Source organism: Cellulophaga algicola DSM 14237 (genome assembly GCF_000186265.1).
Classification (GTDB): domain Bacteria; phylum Bacteroidota; class Bacteroidia; order Flavobacteriales; family Flavobacteriaceae; genus Cellulophaga; species Cellulophaga algicola.
Genome location: NC_014934.1, coordinates 3,167,049 through 3,186,799, shown reverse-complemented (window position 1 = coordinate 3,186,799; position 19,751 = coordinate 3,167,049). Strand labels below are relative to the sequence as shown.

Here is a 19,751-nt window from a genome sequence, read left to right as displayed (position 1 = left end):
CAAAATCGGAAGCTTCTTATTCGTTATTTTTCGATAATTTGCACCTTCATCTATTATTCAATCTAAAAATTAGGGCTACAGAGCATGTTTCTGAAGAAATTATCACTTATAAATTACAAGAATTTTAGTTCCGAAAATTTCGATTTTGACAGCAAAATCAACTGTTTCGTTGGTCAGAATGGAATTGGAAAAACAAATATCCTCGATGCCATTTATCACTTATCGTTTGGTAAAAGTTATTTTAACCCCATAGCCACTCAAAACATAAAACACGGTGAAGATTTCTTTGTAATCGAAGGAAACTTCGAAAAATTAGACCGAGAAGAAAAAATAGTCTGCAGTCTTAAAAAAGGCATGAAGAAAATTATCAAGAAAAATGGCAAAGCATATGACAAGCTTTCTGACCATATTGGATTCTTACCTCTTGTCATTATTTCGCCTTCCGATAGAGATTTAATTACAGAAGGAAGTGATACCAGAAGAAAATTTATAGACGGCGTAATTTCTCAGTCCGATAAAGACTACTTGCAAACTTTACTTAAATACAATAAGATTCTTAGCCAACGGAATTCGCTTTTAAAATATTTTGCGGTAAACCACACATTTGATAAAACAAACTTAAGTGTATACAATGAGCAATTAACCACCTATGGCACTGTTATTTTTAACAAACGCGTTGCTTTTTTAGAAACCTTTATTCCTATCTTTAAAGAACAATACCAAGTTATTTCTGGCGGAAACGAAGAAGTCTCTTTGATTTATGACAGTAAGATACTGGAAACAAACCTTTTAGAATTACTCGAAAAAAACATAGAGAAAGACAGGGCCATACAATACACGAGTGTCGGAATCCATAAGGACGATTTAAATTTTGACTTGGGCGAGCATCCTATAAAAAAATTTGGGAGCCAAGGACAACAAAAATCATTCTTGATTGCCTTAAAACTAGCACAATTTCATTTTATCAAAGAACAATCTAGCACTACTCCTATCTTATTATTAGATGATATTTTTGATAAGTTAGACGAAAATAGGGTGAGTCATATTATCAGCTTGGTTAATGATGAAAATTTCGGACAGCTCTTTATAAGTGATACACATGCTGACAGAACAGAAAATGTTATAAAAAACATTCATCAATCTTATAAGATGTTTAAGCTAGGGAGTTAATTGATGGTAATTAAAAAAGTGTAAGAATCAAGTCCAAATGTCAAGTTCAAAATAAAAACCATGTCAGTTCGAGTGATTTTTGTGCAGGGCAACAAAACAAAAATAGTATCGAGAAAAGATACCAAATAAAAAAGGGTAAGAATCAAGTCCAAATGTCAAGTTCTAAATAAAAAACCATGTCAGTTCGAGTGATTTTTGTGCACGGCAACGTAACAAAAATAGTATCGAGAACAGATGCCAAATAAAAAAGTGTAGGAATCATGTCCAAATGTCAAGTTCAAAATAAAAAACCATGTCAGTTCGAGTGATTTTTGTGCAGAGCAACGTAACAAAAATAGTATCGAGAACAGATGCCAAATAAAAAAGGGTAAGAATCAAGTGCAAGTGTCAAGTTCAAAATAAAAAACCATGTCAGTTCGAGTGATTTTTGTGCAGGGCAACGTAACAAAAATAGTATCGAGAACAGATGCCAAATAAAAAAGTTCAATCCTAGAAAAAGCAACGCAATGATAAAAAATATAAGCGCCATAGTATTCCTATTCCTAATCACTTCCTGTTCTGAAAAGATTACAGAAGCGCAATTGTCTGGCTTAAACGGGTATTGGGAAATTGAGAAAGTAACACTCTCTGACGGACAAAAGAAAGAATATAAAGTGAATGAAACAATTGATTACATTCAACTAGACGGATTAAAAGGATTTAGAAAAAAAATGAAACCTAATTTTAGCGGCACTTACACGACAAGTGATGATGCTGAGACCTTTACGATTTTCCATACAGGAGACTCTTATTTGCTAACGTACAAGACAGCTATTAGCGAATGGACAGAAACCTTAAAATCCATTTCTAAAGATCAGTTTTCAGTCACTAGTGAAGATAATATCACGTACTTTTACAAACGCTACGAACCGATAAACATTAGCAAATAATGGCTAAAAGACGCAGAGAAAACATTCCATTAAGTGAAGCTTTACAAGACTTTATTGACACCAACAAGCTACAGAAAGGTATAGATAGGGTTGATGTTAGAGAAGCATGGACCAATCTTATGGGGAATGGCGTTAATAATTATACCACGGCTATAGAATTACGCGGAGACACCTTATTCGTGTCACTCTCTTCCTCTGTTTTACGGTCAGAATTAAGCCTCGGAAAATCTAAAATTATTTCCATGCTTAATGAAGAACTAAAAAAAGAAGTGGTGAAGAAGTTGGTGTTGCGATAGATTATAAATTTGAAAAGAAATGAAAGAGATAGAAGTTGTTGCTGCAATAATCTATTTTGAAGATAAGATTCTGTGCGTTCAAAGACCTGAAAACAAATTGACTTATATTTCCGAAAAATTTGAATTTCCTGGAGGAAAAGTAGAAAATGGGGAATCATTAAATGATGCTCTATATAGAGAATTAAAAGAAGAATTAAACTTCATACCAATCATTATGGATGAACTATATTTAACAGTCAATCATCAGTATCCAGACTTCAAATTAATAATGCATGTTTTCAAATGTTTATCTGATAAAAGTGAAATTCAGTTAAATGAACATATTTCTTCTCAATGGCTCTCTTTAGAAAATTTAAAAAAATTAGACTGGGCAGCAGCAGATATCCCTATAGTTAATAGATTAATTGAGCATGGATAAAATATTTAATAATGATTTTAGAGATAGCCTATTAACTGGGTTCATTGATAAATCCTTAGAATCCGACGCTTTATATCAACCAGAACTACTTGTCAATCGAAAAATTCCTAGAAAGAAAGTTCTAACTACTATTATTAAAGAATTAGAAAACTGCGAAAGCTTTTATATATCTGTTGCTTTTGTTACAACAAGCGGTGTTGCTACTTTAATAAACACATTTAAAACACTTGAAGAAAAAGGTGTAAAAGGAAAAATCCTTGTTTCTCAGTATCTAAACTTCACACAACCCGAAGCGTTAAAAAGACTTTTACAATTTCAAAATATAGAATTAAAAATAATAACCAAAGAAGACTCACATTCCAAAGGGTATATTTTTAAGCACTCTGAATACTACAACTTAGTTATTGGAAGTAGTAATTTAACTTCATCCGCATTATCTACTAATAAAGAGTGGAATATGAAAGTTTCAGCAAGATACTCAAGCTCCTTAGTAGATAAAGTGATTAACGAATTTCAAGATGATTTTGAAATAGGCGAAATTGTAGATGAAACTTATATTGAAAAATATGAAGACATATACAAAAAGCAATCGCTAGTATATAAAAAAAGTAAAGAAGAATTATCAAAAGAGTTAAATTTAGAAATAACTCCTAACTCTATGCAAACTGAAGCATTAGAGAATTTAAAAAACTTAAGAAAACTAAATAATAAAGCGCTTATAATTTCGGCAACCGGAACAGGTAAAACCTATTTAGCAGCTTTTGATGCCAAAGATTTTAATCCTAAAAAGCTTTTATTCGTTGTTCATAGACTAAACATTGCAAAAAAAGCAATGAAAACTTTTCAAACTATTTTTAGAGACACCAGAACAATGGGTCTGTACTCTGGTCAACAAAGAGAACTTGACAAAGACTTTTTGTTTTCAACTGTACAAACAATTTCTAAATCAAACCATTTAGAACAATTTGAAAAAGATTTCTTCGATTACATTATTATTGATGAATCCCATCGTTCTGGAGCAGATTCATATATTAGATTAATAGATTATTTCAACCCAAGGTTTCTTCTTGGGATGACTGCAACACCTGATAGAACAGACGATAAAGACATTTATACCTTATATGACCACAATATAGCTTATGAGATAAGACTTAATAAAGCTATGGAAGAGAATATGCTTATTCCTTTTCATTACTATGGAGTCACAGATTTATCTGTTAATGATGAAATACTTGAAAATGAATCAGACTTCAGACTTTTAACAGCCGACGAAAGAGTTAGTAAAATTATTTCTAAAATTGAATTTTATGGTTCTGATAATGGAATTACAAGAGGTTTAATTTTTTGCTCCAAAAAAGATGAAGCCAAAGAATTATCAGATAAATTCAATCAAAAAGGATACAAGACAGTTGCTTTAACAGGAGATAGTTCAGAACAGGAAAGAACAAATGCCATTGAATTATTAGAAAGTGATGATTTAGCAATAAAATTAGATTACATATTTACTATTGACATTTTTAATGAAGGAATTGATATACCAAAAATCAATCAAGTCATAATGATTCGTCCAACCCAATCTGCAATAATATTCATACAGCAATTAGGACGAGGATTAAGAAAGACAGACAACAAATATTATTTAACAATCATTGATTTTATTGGCAACTATAAAAATAATTATTTAATACCAATAGCTTTATATGGAGACACCTCCTTTAATAAAGACAAAATAAGAAAATTAATTTCTGAGGGTAGTAGTATGATTCCAGGAGAATCAACTATTAATTTTGATGAAATCACTAAAGAAAAAATCTATGCTTCCATTGATTCAGCGAAAATGCAATTGTTATCTGATCTAAAAATAGATTACAATAATTTAAAAAGTAGGATTGGACGTATTCCCATGATGATGGACTTTGTAAACAATGAAGCGAGAGAGCCTTTCTCATTCATTGAATACTCGAAGTCGTACTTTAATTTCATCAACAAAGTAGACAAAACATTTGATAAATTTTTAGACAAAAATCTTTCTGGATTATTAGAGCTTTTTTCAAAAGAAATTAACAACGCAAAAAGAGTTGAAGAAAGTATTATTCTAAAGGAACTATTAAATAATCACGAGTTAAGTATTTCAAATTTAAATGAATTGATATTTGAGAAATATCACTACAAACCAAGTGCTGAAACTATAAAATCCTGTATTTCAAATATTAATTTCAGCTTTATCCGAAAGGAAGAGAAAATTATTTTTATAGAAAATAGAACTTTCAAATTTTATGATGAATTTATTACTTTACTTTCAAACACTACTTTTAAGGAGTTCTTACTTGATTCTATAACTTACTCAATACACACCTTCAATAAAAATTTCAACAAAGATTATTACAGAGATGGATTGCTTCTTTTCAATAAATATAGTCGTAAAGATGTTTGTAGATTATTGAACTGGGAAAATGATGTTAGTAGTACTGTATACGGTTACAGAACAAGAAATGAAATTACTCCTTGTTTTGTAACTTATCATAAATCTGATGATATTGAAGACACCATAAAGTATAATGACTACTTCGTTTCCCCATCGGTTTTCGCATGGGAATCCCGGTCAAACAGAAAATTATCAAGTCAAGAAATAAAAAATGTAGTCGCTTCAAAGCGGATATTATTATTCGTAAAAAAAGAAGATGCAGAAGGAACTGACTTCTACTTCATGGGAGATGTATCAATTATAAAGAATTCTATCCAACAAGCAGAAATGCCTGAATCAAGTAAACCTGTCGTACATTTTAAGTTTCAATTAGAACAACCAGTAAAAGACGACTTATACAATTACATAACTGCAGTAAAAGAAGAGAAACTCGCTCCAAATAATCTTAATTTCGAAATAAAATCAAAAGAAGAAGGAAAAGTATCTGAATTCACAATCCCTCTATATGATTTTCACGCAGCAGCTGGTAGCTTTAGTGAAATGCAAGATGAAAAAGATTACAGTTTGCTTCCCGTGCAAGAAAGATTTGCTACACAAGAATTTTTCGCATGTAAAGTTATAGGAGAATCAATGAACAAGATCATTCCAAATAACTCAATATGTTTATTCAAAAAAAACGTAACCGGTTCTCGCAATGGAAAAATTTTACTCATAGAAAACAGAGATGCCCTAGACCCTGATTTTAATTCTGCTTTTACCATCAAAACCTATACGAGTGAGAAGATTATTACAGAAGAAGGTTGGCAGCACAATTCAATTATATTGAAACCTAACTCTTATAATGATAATTTTAAAAATATCCTTATCAATGAAGACAACAGTAATGAAATGAGGGTTATTGGCGAGTTTATTAAAGTTCTAAACTAAAAAAGGCCACTCATCACTGAGTAGCCTTTCATATATCTTATGTTATTTTCCTTAGAAAATCTCTCTTCCAGAAAAATGGAAAGCTCCTTCTATAGCAGCATTCTCATCACTATCAGAACCGTGTACTGCATTCTCACCAAGAGACGTAGCAAACATTTTACGGATAGTACCATCCGCAGCCTCAGCTGGGTTAGTAGCACCAATTAAAGCTCTAAAGTCTTCAACAGCGTTATCTTTTTCTAAAATAGCAGCAACGATTGGTCCTCTAGACATAAAGTCTACCAATTCTCCGTAAAAAGGACGCTCACTATGAACAGCGTAAAACGCTTGAGCATCTCTTTTGCTTAATTGCGTATATTTCATAGCTACAATCTTAAAACCAGCAGCATTAATTTTGTCTAGAATAGCACCAATATGTCCGTTTTGAACAGCATCTGGCTTAAGCATTGTAAATGTTCTATTTGTCATTTTCTTTAAATTTTGTGCAAAAGTACTATTTTAAATACATTCTACAATAGATTAATAAAAAACTGAAGGTAAGTTAACGATTATTTAAACCCTTGTTCCAAGATACCCAAGACTTTACCTTCATCGCCTATCATTTTGAAAATAATATGACTGGTTTCAAAATTAAAACTCAAAGTACCAAAACTTACCTCAGAAACCACCGCTCCTACCCTATATGGATTGGCTTCTCCTGAATAGGAAGAATACACATGGGTAAGTCCGCTACTCGTAAAATCTATCAAAGGATATGCTACCCCCTCAATAGGCGTTTTTGAAAATTCAGAAATATGCCGGTCTCCAGAGAGCACCACAACGCCTTTTGCTTTAGAATCAGCAATCAATTTTTGTAATTTATCTACTTCATGCGGAAAATTACCCCATGTTTCAAAACCATGCTCATTAGATAATACCTGTATGCTACTCACTAAAATATTAAAATCTGCCGTACTGGTATTCAGTTCATTCGCTAACCACTCCCATTGTGTTGTTCCTAAAACAGTACCTTCCCCATAGGTATTCGGTTTTGTTCTTTTCTTAGTTACCGTATCTTTAGTAAGCGCCGTTCTAAAATAACGTGTATCTAGCACCACTACTTTTACAGTTCCTTTAGGCGTCTCATAATTATGCACAGCATACACGCCTTCTTGGGCTCTACGTGGACTCCCTTTAGGTACTTTAAAAAAATCTAGGAATACTTGCTGACTTTCTTTCTTCGATTTATACTCTACTCCACCATCATTTAAACCGTAATCATGATCATCCCAAGTACCAATCACAGGAACTTTTTCCTTTAATTTTTTATATCCTTCAACATTTTCTTGCGCTTCGTAAAATTCCTGAAGCTTCTGCATGTTATCCGTATCTGCATACACATTATCACCTCCCCAAATCCATACATCGGGATGGGTATTTAAAATATCATCCCACAATAAATTAGGGATAGAATTTTTATTACAAGAACCAAAAGCAATCGTAAAATCTGCCATCTTAGTTGTAGCTATAGCCGTTGTGTCTGTCTGAGCCTTCCCTGGGGAAAATCCGAATAAAATAAACACAGCATAAAATATGTTTTGTAATCTCTTCATTTTCAAATATTGTTTCCTTACAAAAATAGCAATTTCAATATAACCACTATAGTATAAAATAGTATCTTTGTCGCCATGAATTCAGAGGACATCAGTAAAATAAAGGAGCTACTTAGCGTTCCACAAAAAATTGTTATTATACCACATAAAAACCCTGATGGCGATGCTATTGGTTCTACTTTAGGACTTTGGCATTACCTAAAAAACAATGGGCAAGACGCTACCGTAATTAGTCCTAATGATGCGCCAAAGTTTTTAAAATGGATGCCTGGCAGTGCTGATATTTTAAATTTTGAGGCAGAAAACTCACAGGCTAAAAAAGCAATTACAGAAGCAACTTTAATTTTCACCTTAGATTTTAATCATTTAGGTAGAGTAGGTCAAATGCACTCTTTTTTAGAAGAAGCTACAGCTACTTTTATTATGATTGATCATCACCAAGAGCCTTCTGATTATGCTTTGGTAACCTACTCTGATGTTACGATGAGTTCTACCTGCGAGATGGTTTATAATTTTATTGCTTATTTAGACGATACCTCTAAAATTACGCCAGAAATTGCAAATTGCCTGTACACAGGAATTATGACGGATACTGGGTCGTTTAAATTTTCATCTACCACCAGTAAAACACACAAAATTGTTGCAGAACTTATTGATAAAGGTGCAGAAAACACCCGCATACACAATCTAGTTTATGATACCAATTCTCCTAGTAGATTACATCTTTTAGGTTGTGCCCTAAAAAATATGGTGATTTTAGAGGAATTTAATACCGCATATATCACCTTAAGTCAAGACGAGCTTGATACTTATAAATATCAAAAAGGAGATACGGAAGGGTTCGTAAATTATGGACTTACGTTAAACGGAATACGTTTTGCCGTAATTTTTATTGAAAATAAAGAGGAAGGTATTATCAAAATATCATTTAGGTCTGAAGGCGATTTTTCTGTGAATGAATTTGCGCGTGCTTATTTTCATGGAGGCGGACATAATAATGCTGCTGGAGGAAAAAGCGACTTATCTTTAAAAGAAACTGCAGACTATTTTGTAAACTTGCTACCGAAACACCTAAAAGAATTAACCAAGTAATGAAATATCTGTTTTATTTAAGCGCCTTTTTTTTACTTTTTATTAGCTGTGAAGAGCCTGTTGCGCGCAGACCTATTCGTGTTTCTACACCAAAACTTATAAAATCTACAGTAGAGCGTAATAAAGACCTTTTAGCACTAGAAGAAAAAATTATAGCTGGGTTGGTAAAAAAAGATACTGCACATACCTATATACCAACCACCACTGGATCATGGTTTTATTATGAAACTAAAAATGATTCTTTACCCTACCTGCCCCAAGAAGAAGATGTGGTTACACTAACCTACAACATCATGACACTTACTAATGACACCATCTATTCTGCAAAGGAAATTGGAATACAACATATAAAGGTGAATAAACCTAGCTTATTTAAAGGCCTACGAAAAACATTTACCCTTTTGCGAGAAAATGAAAAGGCTACTTTTCTTTTTCCGTCTTCATTGGCTTTTGGATACCACGGAGATGACAATAAAATTAATCCGAATACCCCTATTAAATCATCAGTAGAGATTTTAAAAATTGATAAATACACAACAAATAAATAGTCTTAAAAAAATGAAAAACATTCTTAGTTTATTTCTTATAGCTACTGTTTTAGTAAGCAGTTGTAAATCTAGTAAAACGGCAGATTTAGGTGATGGTATCTTTGCAGATATTGAAACAACACAAGGAGATATCATTGTAAAATTAGAATTTGACAAAACACCAGTTACTGTTGCTAATTTTGTATCTCTTGCCGAAGGAAAAAATCCTTTTGTGACCGATAGCTTAAAAGGTAAAAATTATTATGACGGACTTACGTTTCACCGTGTGATGAAAGATTTTATGATTCAAGGTGGTGACCCTACAGCAAGTGGAATGGGAAACCCTGGATACCGTTTTATTGATGAATTTGCAGATTCTTTAAGCCACAGCAAAAAAGGAATTCTTTCTATGGCTAATTCAGGACCTAAAACAAATGGGAGTCAGTTTTTTATCACCCATAAAGCTACACCTTGGCTAGACAACAAACATACTGTTTTCGGCGAGGTTGTTAGCGGAATAGAAGTAGTCGATAGTATTGCTAATGTAGCTGTAGGCCAGAATAACAAGCCTGTTGATGCGGTGATCATGAACAAAGTGAAAATTATCAGAAATGGTAAAGAAGCTAGAAAATTTGATGCTGTTGCCATAATGAAACAATATTTTGCTGATGAAGAAGTAAGAGAAAAAGAAGCCTTAAGGATAGAAGCAGAACGCGAAGAAAAATTAAATCTTGCAACATCTAGTTTCGTTGAAGCTATAGAAGGTCAGAAAAAAACAGCAAAAACTCTTGCATCTGGTTTAAAGATATTTACGCTAGAGGAAGGAACAGGCGATAAACCTAAAGTTGGTCAGACTGCAAATTTATATTATGCCGGTTATTTTGAAGATGGTCGTTTGTTTGATAGTAACGTTGAAGAAACATCTACCTTATATGGCCAATTTAACTTCAACAGAAGAGATCAAGGTGGCTATGAGCCAATGCCAATGCAAATAAGCATGGATGCACCAATGATTGCAGGTTTCAAAGAAGCTGTAATGACCATGAAAGTAGGTCAAAAAATACGTGTTTTTATTCCCTCGCATTTAGCCTATGGCGAATCTGGTCGTGGTCCAATACCTGCTAGTACTGATTTAGTTTTCGATTTAGAAATGGTAAGTATTGGGGAGTAATTAAAAACCTTCTTTTACTAAAAAATAGAAAAACACCCGCACTATGCAGGTGTTTTTTATTTACTATATCTTTAGCCCTTAACCTATACACATAATGATGATGAGAATTCCCCTTTTCAAAACAGTATTTTTAAGCCTATTTTTTATAGTCTCCTGTAGCAGCGATGCAGAGCCTGAAATTATTGACCCTGTAGACACCGAAGAAACTTCAGATGCTACGGATGAAGAACCCGCTACTCCCGAACCAGAAAACACCCCTGAACCTGAAACTGATACAGCAACAGCTACCAATGTTGTGGAAGCTTATGGACAGCTGAGTGTTTCAGGAAACAAAATTGTAGATAAGAACAACAATCCTATTCAACTACGAGGTATGTCTTTATTTTGGAGCCAATGGATGGGACAATACTACACCACAGGAACGGTGGACTGGCTGCAAACAGATTGGAATGCTACCGTAGTTAGAGCTGCTATGGGTGTTGAGGATGCAGATGGCTACATCAGCAACCCTGCTACTGAAAAAGCCAAAGTATTTGCTGTAATAGATGCTGCTATAAATGCTGGTATCTATGTAATTGTAGATTGGCATAGCCACCATGCAGAAGATCATATCCCTGAGGCTAAAGCTTTCTTTGCAGAAGTTGCTCAGAAATACGGAGACCAACCAAATATTATCTATGAAACGTATAATGAGCCTTTAGATGTTTCATGGACTGGAGTTTTAAAACCGTACCACGAAACGATCATCGCAGAGATACGAAAGTATGATCCAGACAATCTTGTTATTTGTGGTACTAGAACTTGGTCTCAACGTGTAGATGAAGTGGTAGGTAATAAGATTAATGACGCAAATGTAGCGTACACCTTACATTACTATGCTTCTACCCATAAAGAAGAATTAAGAGAGATAGCGCAAATAGCTTTAAACAATGATATCGCCATTTTTGTTACGGAGTATGGTGTTACAGAAGCTTCTGGAAATGGGTATATTGATGAAGCGTCTACCAATACGTGGTGGAGCTATTTAGACGAAAATAAAATTTCTTGGTGTAATTGGTCTATTGCAGATAAAAATGAGAGTGCCGCTGCATTAACACCAGGAGCTAGTGGCTCAGGAAATTGGGCTGAAAGTGAGCTTACTGTTTCTGGAAAGTTAGTCCGTTCAGAAATGTTAGAAAAAAATCCTACCTACTAAGAAGAGGTTAAATTAACACATAAAAAAAGCTCCTTACAACTAATTTGTAAGGAGCTTTTCTATACTATAGAATTCTAATTAATTCTTAGCATCTTCTTTTTCAGCCCATTCTTTAGCTCTCTCAGATCGTTTTGCAGAACCTGGATGAGAAGAAGTTAAAGAACCTTTACCTCCATTATCACTTAACGAAGCTAGTTTCTGAAAAGCACCTTCCATAGCATGGTAATTTAAATCATGACGTACTAAAAACTCAAATCCGTATTTATCAGATTCTGATTCATTCGTCTGTGAAAATTGTGCATTTAATACATTTTCTACGAAACCACCAATTTCTCCATCGGCTAAAACTTTACCAGAACTTGTATTGGCAACCGCTAAATCTTTAGCTGCAGAAATTTTGTAAGCAGATTTATAACGTTCTTTTGAGTGTCCTAATTTTACATGCCCTATTTCATGACCAATAACGCTTAAGATTTCATCATCTGTCATTAAATCCATTAATCCAGCCATAACACGTACACTACCATCAGGCGTAGCAAAAGCATTAATGTCTACTACTAAATATACTTTATAGTTTAAATCTAGGCCATCTTCGCTTTCAAAACCCTTTACCAAGTTTGCCAAACGATCTGCATACGGATCGCCTGCTTCCCCTACAGGATTATTTTCATCCATCCAAACAACAGATTCTAATGACAACTTTGCCATATCCTCATCAGATAGAGATGCAGCAGCTACCATTTTTTTTCCTGCGTCAACATTTCCTTTTTTTAATATTTTACCGAATTGTGCCTGTAAACTAATTGTTCCTAAAGCAAAAACAGCCATCAAAATACTTGTTTTCATTATCTATGGTTTAATTATTTAAGTTTCAAATTTAACTTTAAAAGTGCAATTATGGTTTATTTACTCTGGAATATTTTCAAGAATATCTAAAGTAAACTTCCAAAACTTCTGTACAGATGAGATACTTACCCGTTCGTCTGGAGAATGTGCCCCTTTAATGGTTGGACCATAACTAATCATATCAAGGTCTGGATAATTCTGCCCTAGAATTCCACATTCTAAACCTGCATGACACGCTACAACTTTTGGTTCTTCTTTAAAAACCGTCTTATATTGTGCCTTTAGCACCTCTAAAATAGCAGAATCAGGATTAGGATTCCATCCCGGATAATCGCCACTTAAGCTTACTTTACAACCCGCCAGTTCAAAAGCTGCTATTAAAGCATTCGATAGATCTATTTTTGAAGAATCTACAGAAGAACGTGTCAAACAACCAATATGTATTTTTCCGGCTCCTACTTTTACACGTGCAACATTATTAGAAGTTTCTACTAGACCATCAATAGCAGCACTCATCGTATACACGCCATTGTGTGCCGTGTATAAAGACTTTAATAATGATGCTTGCGTTTTAAAATTCATAACCGACTTCGGTTTTTCAGCTTCAGATAAGCTAATTACCATATTAGGTTCTGTACCTAATTTTTCAGCCTTGATTGCATTCGCCCATAATTCAAAATCTTTTTGAAAATCTTCAACATTCGCTTTTTTCAAACAAACTATTGCAACACTTTCTCTTGGTATTGCATTACGGAGACTTCCTCCATTTATTTCTGATATGCTAAGCTTATATTTTTCTGATCCTAAATACAAGATACGGTTCATTAATTTATTGGCATTACCCAAACCTTTATGAATATCCATTCCACTATGTCCGCCAGTAAGCCCTTTTACTTTAATTTCAAAAGCAACAGCGCCCATTGGTTTAGATCGTTCTTTATAGTTTCGTTTGGCAGTAACATCAATACCACCCGCACATCCTATATCTATTTCATCATCTTCTTCCGTATCTAAATTAAGTAAGATATCTCCTTTTAGAACACCTCCTTTTAACCCCATGGCACCTGTCATTCCAGTTTCTTCATCTATGGTAAACAATGCCTCTAAAGCTGGGTGAGCAATAGCTGTACTTTCTAGAAGTGCCATGATTGTAGCAACTCCCATACCATTATCCGCACCAAGAGTTGTCCCTTTTGCTTTTACCCAATCACCTGCAATAAACATTTCAATACCTTGTGTATCAAAGTCAAAAACGGTATCGTTATTTTTTTGATGTACCATATCTAAATGAGATTGAAGCGTTACCATCTTACGCTTTTCAAAACCTTTAGTTGCTGGTTTTCTAATAATTACATTCCCTACGTCATCCTTAAAAGTTTCAAACCCTAAACTTTTTCCGAAATCTAACATGAATTCAATAACACGTTCTTCTTTTTTTGAAGGTCTTGGTACCGCATTCAAATCTGCAAACTTATTCCAAACAGCTTTAGGCTCTAGTTGTCTTATCTCTTTACTCATAATTTTTTTATCTTCTTCAAAAATACGGATACTTAAAGAATACCGTATTTTTGAGACTGGAAATTTTTAATTTGATTAATGAATAATAAATTTAAAAATGTAATTGCATTAAGCCTACCGTTGCAGTTTCTTCTAGTTCAATGGCTAAGTAACTATCCTGAATATATTGAAAACTATTTCAGTACAGGAATCTACCCCTATTCTTCTAAATTTTTTCGCTTTATTATAGGATGGATTCCTTTTTCTGTAGGCGATGTGTTGTATGCCTTCTTAATTTTATATGCCCTTAGGTATCTAATTGTTAAAAGAACATATATTTGTTCTCACAAACTACTTTTCTTAAGAAATATTGCGGTGGTTCTTGCTGTTGCTTATTTCACCTTTAATATTTCTTGGGGGCTCAACTACCACCGTGAACCCATTTCAAAAAAACTAGCATTAGAAGAAAAGACTTCAAAAAAAGAACTTATTTCTTTTGTAGAACAATTAATTATAAAAACGAACCAAACCCAAATGACTATTACGGGAGACACCACTAAAATGGTAAAAATCCCCTATTCCAATACAGAAATTTTCCAAAAAACAATTGAAGGATACAAAAGCTTAGAAAAAATTCATCCGATACTAGCTTACCATCAAAAAAGTATAAAGGAATCTTTATTTAGTTACCCTTTAAGTTACATGGGTTATGGTGGGTATCTAAATCCGTTTACCAATGAAGCCCAAGTAAACGCGCTTATTCCAGCATTCCGTTTTCCGGTTATTACTGGTCATGAAATAGGACATCAATTAGGATATTCTGCAGAAAATGAAACCAATTTAATCGGCTATTTAGTAACCTTAAATAATGACGATATACAATTTAAATATTCAGCATATGCGTATGCATTGAGTTACTGTTTAAGCAATATTAAAGAGAATGATAATGCACTTTTTAAAAGATTAATAGCTAAAGTAAACGCTGGTGTTTTACAGAATTATCAGGAATTAAACACCTTTTGGTTGCAGTATGAAAACGTAACAGAACCCCTATTTAAAGCGGTTTTTAATTCTTTTCTAAAAGCGAATAAACAAGACGATGGCATTAAAAGCTATAGTAAAGTAGTTTTCTTGCTCGTAAGTTATCATCAAAAATATCCGTTGTAAAATATCTATTTTCAATTTTAAAGCTGTTTTTTTTATAAGTTGATATAAGGATGCCAATACTCTGTTAAAATCAAAGTGATACTTTCCATATACTTGCTATTTAACTTATTTTTAAGACAGACTAATTAACTAAAACTACATATATGAAAATGCGATTACTCGTGCTCACCTTCCTATGGTGCAGCAGTTATCTATTTGCGCAAGATTATTTTCCTAAAAATGATGGTGTAAAATCTAAAAACAACAACTACACGGCTTTTACCAACGCTAAAATTTATGTAACGCCAACTCAAATTATTGAGAACGGAACACTTTTAATCCAAAATGGTAAAGTAGTGCAAGCTGGTAAAACAGTTATGGTACCAAAAAACACCGTTACTATTGATTTGAGCGGAAAGTCTATCTACCCTTCTTTTATTGATATCTATTCTGATTTTGGAATTGAAAAACCAAAGCGACCATCTAGAAGCGGAAGAACAGCATCCTACGAACCTACAAGAGAAGGTTTCTACTGGAATGATCATATTATGCCAGAGAAAAATGGCATCACCGAATTTAAATATGATACTAAAAAAGCAAAAGAATTATTAGAAGCTGGATTTGGCGTTGTAAACAGTCACCTTCAAGACGGAATTGCTAGAGGTACTGGAGTCTTAATCGCATTAAATACAGATGGCACTGATGCCAACCGTGTATTAGATGATAAATCTGCACAATACTTTTCTTTTGAGCGTAGTGTGATAAAAAATCAGTCGTATCCAACATCATTAATGGGTACTACTGCCCTATTGCGCCAAATGTACAGCGATATGAGCTGGTATGCTCAAGGAAAATCTGAAACTAAAGACCGTTCCCTAGAGGCTCTAATTGCTAATAAAAATTTAGTGCAAATTTTTGAAGCTAAAGACAAAGGCAATGATCTATTAGCCGATAAAATAGGAGACGCTAATGGCATACAATATGCGATTGTTGCTGGTGGCGATGAGTATGAAAACATTGCCGATATAAAAGCTACAGGTGCACAATATATTTTGCCCTTAAATTTTCCTGATGCCTATGATGTAGCTAACCCCTACCAAGCAGGTTATGTCTCATTAGAAGATATGCGCTACTGGAATCAAGCGCCTTTGACACCTAAAATGATGGCAGATAATGGTATTTCCTTTTCTTTTACCATACATGATTCAAAATCATCTGCAAAATTTAAAGAAAATATAATGAAAGCTATTACTTACGGACTTTCAAAAACAAAAGCTTTAGAAGCACTAACAACCGTACCCGCAGCTATATTAGGTAAAAGTTCAAAAATAGGTTCTTTACAAACAGGTAGTTATGCCAACTTCTTAATTACCTCTGGTGATATTTTTGAAAAGAATACAACCTTATATGAAAACTGGGTTCAAGGTAGTAAGACCATCGTAAATGACATCAACTTAAAAGATATTAGAGGTGATTATAGTTTAAATACTGATGGTACTGCGTTTGCTATCTCTATAACTGGAGAAGCTAGCAAGCCTAAAGTTGATATTAAGCAAGACACCGTAAAACTAAAAGCTAAAATTAGTTTTGCAAATGACTGGTTAGATGTATCCTTTTCCACAGATGAAGGTAAAAAAATATACCGGATGACCGGGTTGGTGACTACAACCGATGAATTATCAGGACGATTAATTTTACCAAACGGAAAAGAAGGTAATTTTAAAGCAACAAAAACAAAAAGTTTTGAAGACAAAGAGAAGGACGAAAAGGAGAAAAAAACTCCTAAGATTATGCCTATAACCTACCCTAATATTGGATACGGTTATACTTCAATACCTCAGCAAGAAACTATCTTATTTAAAAACGCTACAGTATGGACTAGCGAAGATGCAGGAGTTTTAAAAAATACCGATGTTCTGGTCAAAAATGGAAAAATTACTAAAATTGGCACGAATTTAAATGGCGGTAGCGCAAAAGTTATAGATGCTACTGGTAAGCATTTAACGGCAGGAATTATAGATGAACACACCCATATAGCACTTTTAGATGTAAATGAAGCAGGGCAAAACTCTTCTGCAGAAGTTACTATGGAAGACGTTGTGAATATTGAAGACATGAATATTTACCGCAACTTGGCGGGTGGTGTTACCTCTGGCCAACTCTTGCATGGTTCTGCAAACCCAATCGGTGGTCGTTCTGCAATCATAAAATTAAAATGGGGCGAATCTGCAAAAAACATGATTTACGACAACAGTCCTAAATTTATAAAATTTGCTTTGGGTGAAAATGTAAAACAATCTAACTGGGGTAGTTTCAGTCGTTTTCCACAAACAAGAATGGGTGTTGAACAAGTATATATCAATTATTTTCAAAGAGGAAAAGAATACGATGCACTTAAGAAAAGTGGAAAATCGTACCGCTACGACGAAGAGATGGAAGTTATTGCTGAAATTCTAAATGGTGAGCGTTTTATTAGTTGTCACTCTTATGTACAAAGTGAAATTAATATGTTAATGAAAGTTGCTGATAAATTCAACTTTAGAATCAACACATTTACGCATATTTTAGAAGGTTATAAAGTTGCCGATAAAATGAAAGAACACGGTGTTGGTGCTTCTACATTTAGCGATTGGTGGGCCTATAAATATGAAGTTAATGACGCAATACCTTACAATGCAGCTATTATGCACAGTCAAGGAATTACGGTAGCCATTAATAGTGATGATCGCGAAATGTCTCGTAGACTTAATCAAGAAGCTGGTAAAATTGTAAAATATGGTGGCGTTTCTGAGGAAGAGGCTTGGAAGATGGTTACTATTAATCCTGCAAAACTTTTACACTTAGATGATAGAACAGGAAGTATAAAAGAAGGTAAAGATGCTGATTTAGTTTTGTGGTCAGATCATCCATTATCCGTTTACGCTAAATCTGAAAAAACACTAGTTGATGGTGCTGTTTATTTTGATATTGAAAAAGACAAATTACAAAGGGAAGCTATAGCAAAAGAACGAAACGAACTAATTACAATGATGCTTCTAGAAAAAGAAGGTGGTAAACCCACTCAAAAACCTTCAAAAAAGGACAAAGAAGAATTTAATTGTGATAGTTTATAAGAGCACTTATGGTTACTTGATATTTATTTTAAAGGAATTAAATAGTACAACAACACTATAGCGTTTGGTTCTTAAAAGCTAAATTTTAAAAATACAAAAATGAAAAAAATAACATATATACTCGTATTATTATGTGCCACATCATTCAGTTTTGCACAGCAGACACCTGCGCCTGCACAAACGGAAGCCATTACCATAGAAGGCGCTACCGCACACTTGGGCAATGGAAAAGTAATAGAAAACTCGCTACTTATGTTTGAGGCTGGCAAAATTACATTTGTAGGTGATGCCAAAATGAGAATTGCCAGAAAAGGAACCATCATTAATGCTACAGGAAAGCATGTATACCCTGGTTTTATTGCTCCAGCAAAATCTTTAGGTTTGGTTGAAGTAGATGCCGTACGTGCCAGTGATGACCAAGATGAAATAGGAGATATGATCCCTCATATTCGCAGTCTAATTGCCTACAATGCAGAATCTAAAGTAGTTGAAAGTATGCGCCCAAATGGCGTACTTCTTGGACAGATAGCACCACAGGGAGGTCGTATCTCTGGAACCTCTTCTATTGTGCAATTTGATGCATGGAATTGGGAAGATGCTGCCGTAAAAGTAGATGACGGAATTCACATGAACTGGCCAAACTCTTTTAAGCAAGGTCGCTGGTGGATGGGTGAAGAACGTGGTTTTAAGCCCAATGAGAAATATACTGAAGAACTAGATGAGATTACTACGTTCTTTAAAAATGCTATGGCTTATGGTAAAGCTGCTGCCCCTGAAATGAATCTAGCTTATAAAGCAATGAGCGGGTTATTTGATGGCAATCAGAAACTATATATCTATACCGACGGCGAGAAAGAAATTATTGATGCTGTAACATTAGCAAAAGCCAATGGTGTAAAAGAAATTGTAATCGTGGGCGGATACCGAGCTTATAAAATCACCGATTTTCTAAAAGAAAACAACATTGCGGTGTTAATCAATTTTACCCACAACAATCCAAATTTCGAAGATGATGACTATGATTTACCTTATAAGAATCCAAAACTCTTATTTGACGCTGGAGTATTAGTAGGGATTCAAAACGCATCTGCTGCTAATTTTCAAACCAGAAACTTACCTTTTTATGCTGGGCAAACCGTAGGTCAAGGTTTAGACAAAGAAGCTGCTTTGCAATTAATCACAGGAAACACTGCTAAAATATTAGGTATTGATGCAGACTATGGGACCTTAGAAGTAGGCAAAAGTGCTACGCTTTTTATCTCTGAAGGGGATGCACTAGATACACGAAGTAATCAATTAACTCACGCATATATTGACGGACGCGATTTATCCCTAGAAACGCACCAAACAGAACTATGGAAACGTTACATGAGGAAATATGAAGGTAAAAAATAGCTTAGATTTCAC

The 19,751-nt window shown here is 34.0% G+C and carries 16 protein-coding genes; 12 read left to right on the top strand and 4 right to left on the bottom strand.

Going from position 1 to position 19,751, the window contains the following annotated elements; translation table 11 throughout:
- The first annotated feature begins 84 nt into the window (after nucleotides 1–84).
- The 5 genes from recF (at nucleotide 85) to CELAL_RS13775 (ending at nucleotide 6,165) form a co-directional block, all read left to right on the top strand.
- Nucleotides 85–1,170, top strand: coding sequence for a DNA replication/repair protein RecF (gene recF / locus CELAL_RS13795; RefSeq protein WP_013551516.1), 1,086 nt, complete (start codon nucleotides 85–87; stop codon nucleotides 1,168–1,170).
- A 506-nt stretch (nucleotides 1,171–1,676) separates the two neighbouring features.
- Nucleotides 1,677–2,099 carry a hypothetical protein gene (locus CELAL_RS13790; RefSeq protein ID WP_013551515.1) on the top strand — a complete coding sequence of 141 codons (423 nt, stop codon included), beginning with the start codon at nucleotides 1,677–1,679 and terminating at the stop codon, nucleotides 2,097–2,099.
- Entirely contained in the window at nucleotides 2,099–2,395 is a 297-nt protein-coding gene (locus CELAL_RS13785; RefSeq protein ID WP_013551514.1) for a DciA family protein, read from the top strand. The genes CELAL_RS13790 and CELAL_RS13785 overlap by 1 nt, the downstream gene beginning before the upstream one ends.
- A 19-nt stretch (nucleotides 2,396–2,414) precedes the next feature.
- The gene (locus tag CELAL_RS13780; protein WP_013551513.1) at nucleotides 2,415–2,813 is read left to right on the top strand and encodes a (deoxy)nucleoside triphosphate pyrophosphohydrolase; all 399 of its coding nucleotides are present in this window, start codon (nucleotides 2,415–2,417) and stop codon (nucleotides 2,811–2,813) included.
- Complete coding sequence (locus tag CELAL_RS13775) at nucleotides 2,806–6,165, top strand: DUF3427 domain-containing protein (protein ID WP_013551512.1); 3,360 nt, start codon at nucleotides 2,806–2,808, stop codon at nucleotides 6,163–6,165. The genes CELAL_RS13780 and CELAL_RS13775 overlap by 8 nt, the downstream gene beginning before the upstream one ends.
- Before the next feature lie 51 nt (nucleotides 6,166–6,216).
- On the opposite strand, the gene CELAL_RS13770 is transcribed toward CELAL_RS13775, so the two are convergent.
- Entirely contained in the window at nucleotides 6,217–6,633 is a 417-nt protein-coding gene (locus CELAL_RS13770; RefSeq protein ID WP_013551511.1) for a nucleoside-diphosphate kinase, read from the bottom strand.
- 80 nt (nucleotides 6,634–6,713) lie between these two features.
- Nucleotides 6,714–7,757 (bottom strand): alkaline phosphatase D family protein, encoded by a 1,044-nt coding sequence (locus tag CELAL_RS13765; protein WP_013551510.1) that lies wholly within the window; start codon nucleotides 7,755–7,757, stop codon nucleotides 6,714–6,716.
- A gap of 75 nt (nucleotides 7,758–7,832) precedes the next feature.
- On the opposite strand from CELAL_RS13765, the gene CELAL_RS13760 reads away from it, so the two are divergent.
- The 4 genes from CELAL_RS13760 to CELAL_RS13745 all read left to right on the top strand — a co-directional run bounded on the left by CELAL_RS13760 (nucleotide 7,833) and on the right by CELAL_RS13745 (nucleotide 11,742).
- Nucleotides 7,833–8,849, top strand: a complete 1,017-nt coding sequence (locus tag CELAL_RS13760; RefSeq protein WP_013551509.1) for a DHH family phosphoesterase — start codon at nucleotides 7,833–7,835, stop codon at nucleotides 8,847–8,849.
- Nucleotides 8,849–9,397 carry a gliding motility-associated peptidyl-prolyl isomerase GldI gene (gene gldI, locus CELAL_RS13755; protein WP_013551508.1) on the top strand — a complete coding sequence of 183 codons (549 nt, stop codon included), beginning with the start codon at nucleotides 8,849–8,851 and terminating at the stop codon, nucleotides 9,395–9,397. Before CELAL_RS13760 ends, gldI begins: the two co-directional genes overlap by 1 nt.
- A gap of 10 nt (nucleotides 9,398–9,407) precedes the next feature.
- Nucleotides 9,408–10,547 carry a peptidylprolyl isomerase gene (locus CELAL_RS13750; protein ID WP_013551507.1) on the top strand — a complete coding sequence of 380 codons (1,140 nt, stop codon included), beginning with the start codon at nucleotides 9,408–9,410 and terminating at the stop codon, nucleotides 10,545–10,547.
- A 94-nt stretch (nucleotides 10,548–10,641) separates the two neighbouring features.
- Nucleotides 10,642–11,742, top strand: a complete 1,101-nt coding sequence (locus CELAL_RS13745) for a glycoside hydrolase family 5 protein (protein ID WP_013551506.1) — start codon at nucleotides 10,642–10,644, stop codon at nucleotides 11,740–11,742.
- A 78-nt stretch (nucleotides 11,743–11,820) separates the two neighbouring features.
- Here the strand turns inward: CELAL_RS13745 and CELAL_RS13740 are convergent, their stop codons facing one another.
- Both CELAL_RS13740 and CELAL_RS13735 read right to left on the bottom strand, forming a co-directional pair.
- The gene (locus CELAL_RS13740) at nucleotides 11,821–12,588 is read right to left on the bottom strand and encodes a M48 family metallopeptidase (RefSeq protein WP_013551505.1); all 768 of its coding nucleotides are present in this window, start codon (nucleotides 12,586–12,588) and stop codon (nucleotides 11,821–11,823) included.
- Nucleotides 12,589–12,648: 60 nt separating this feature from the next.
- On the bottom strand, nucleotides 12,649–14,106 hold the full coding sequence (locus CELAL_RS13735; protein WP_013551504.1) for an aminoacyl-histidine dipeptidase: 1,458 nt from the start codon (nucleotides 14,104–14,106) through the stop codon (nucleotides 12,649–12,651).
- A gap of 78 nt (nucleotides 14,107–14,184) precedes the next feature.
- Here CELAL_RS13735 and CELAL_RS13730 point away from each other — a divergent pair, with 78 nt between their 5' ends.
- From CELAL_RS13730 to CELAL_RS13720, 3 genes are all read left to right on the top strand, one after another.
- Nucleotides 14,185–15,252, top strand: coding sequence for a DUF3810 domain-containing protein (locus tag CELAL_RS13730; protein WP_013551503.1), 1,068 nt, complete (start codon nucleotides 14,185–14,187; stop codon nucleotides 15,250–15,252).
- 143 nt (nucleotides 15,253–15,395) lie between these two features.
- A complete protein-coding gene (locus CELAL_RS13725; RefSeq protein ID WP_013551502.1) occupies nucleotides 15,396–18,344 on the top strand; it encodes an amidohydrolase family protein in 2,949 nt (982 codons plus the stop codon).
- A gap of 99 nt (nucleotides 18,345–18,443) precedes the next feature.
- Nucleotides 18,444–19,739, top strand: coding sequence for an amidohydrolase family protein (locus CELAL_RS13720; RefSeq protein ID WP_013551501.1), 1,296 nt, complete (start codon nucleotides 18,444–18,446; stop codon nucleotides 19,737–19,739).
- Nucleotides 19,740–19,751: the final 12 nt, after the last annotated feature.

Bases quoted from the DNA above. Each gene is read 5' to 3' on its own strand.
- CELAL_RS13775 (WP_013551512.1), top strand. From the start codon at position 2,806: ATGGATAAAATATTTAATAATGATTTTAGAGATAGCCTATTAACTGGG.
- CELAL_RS13760 (WP_013551509.1), top strand. From the start codon at position 7,833: ATGAATTCAGAGGACATCAGTAAAATAAAGGAGCTACTTAGCGTTCCA.
- CELAL_RS13725 (WP_013551502.1), top strand. From the start codon at position 15,396: ATGAAAATGCGATTACTCGTGCTCACCTTCCTATGGTGCAGCAGTTAT.
- CELAL_RS13780 (WP_013551513.1), top strand. From the start codon at position 2,415: ATGAAAGAGATAGAAGTTGTTGCTGCAATAATCTATTTTGAAGATAAG.
- recF (WP_013551516.1), top strand. From the start codon at position 85: ATGTTTCTGAAGAAATTATCACTTATAAATTACAAGAATTTTAGTTCC.
- CELAL_RS13790 (WP_013551515.1), top strand. From the start codon at position 1,677: ATGATAAAAAATATAAGCGCCATAGTATTCCTATTCCTAATCACTTCC.
- CELAL_RS13730 (WP_013551503.1), top strand. From the start codon at position 14,185: ATGAATAATAAATTTAAAAATGTAATTGCATTAAGCCTACCGTTGCAG.
- CELAL_RS13745 (WP_013551506.1), top strand. From the start codon at position 10,642: ATGATGATGAGAATTCCCCTTTTCAAAACAGTATTTTTAAGCCTATTT.
- CELAL_RS13770 (WP_013551511.1), bottom strand. From the start codon at position 6,633: ATGACAAATAGAACATTTACAATGCTTAAGCCAGATGCTGTTCAAAAC.
- CELAL_RS13785 (WP_013551514.1), top strand. From the start codon at position 2,099: ATGGCTAAAAGACGCAGAGAAAACATTCCATTAAGTGAAGCTTTACAA.
- CELAL_RS13740 (WP_013551505.1), bottom strand. From the start codon at position 12,588: ATGAAAACAAGTATTTTGATGGCTGTTTTTGCTTTAGGAACAATTAGT.
- CELAL_RS13720 (WP_013551501.1), top strand. From the start codon at position 18,444: ATGAAAAAAATAACATATATACTCGTATTATTATGTGCCACATCATTC.
- CELAL_RS13735 (WP_013551504.1), bottom strand. From the start codon at position 14,106: ATGAGTAAAGAGATAAGACAACTAGAGCCTAAAGCTGTTTGGAATAAG.
- CELAL_RS13750 (WP_013551507.1), top strand. From the start codon at position 9,408: ATGAAAAACATTCTTAGTTTATTTCTTATAGCTACTGTTTTAGTAAGC.
- gldI (WP_013551508.1), top strand. From the start codon at position 8,849: ATGAAATATCTGTTTTATTTAAGCGCCTTTTTTTTACTTTTTATTAGC.
- CELAL_RS13765 (WP_013551510.1), bottom strand. From the start codon at position 7,757: ATGAAGAGATTACAAAACATATTTTATGCTGTGTTTATTTTATTCGGA.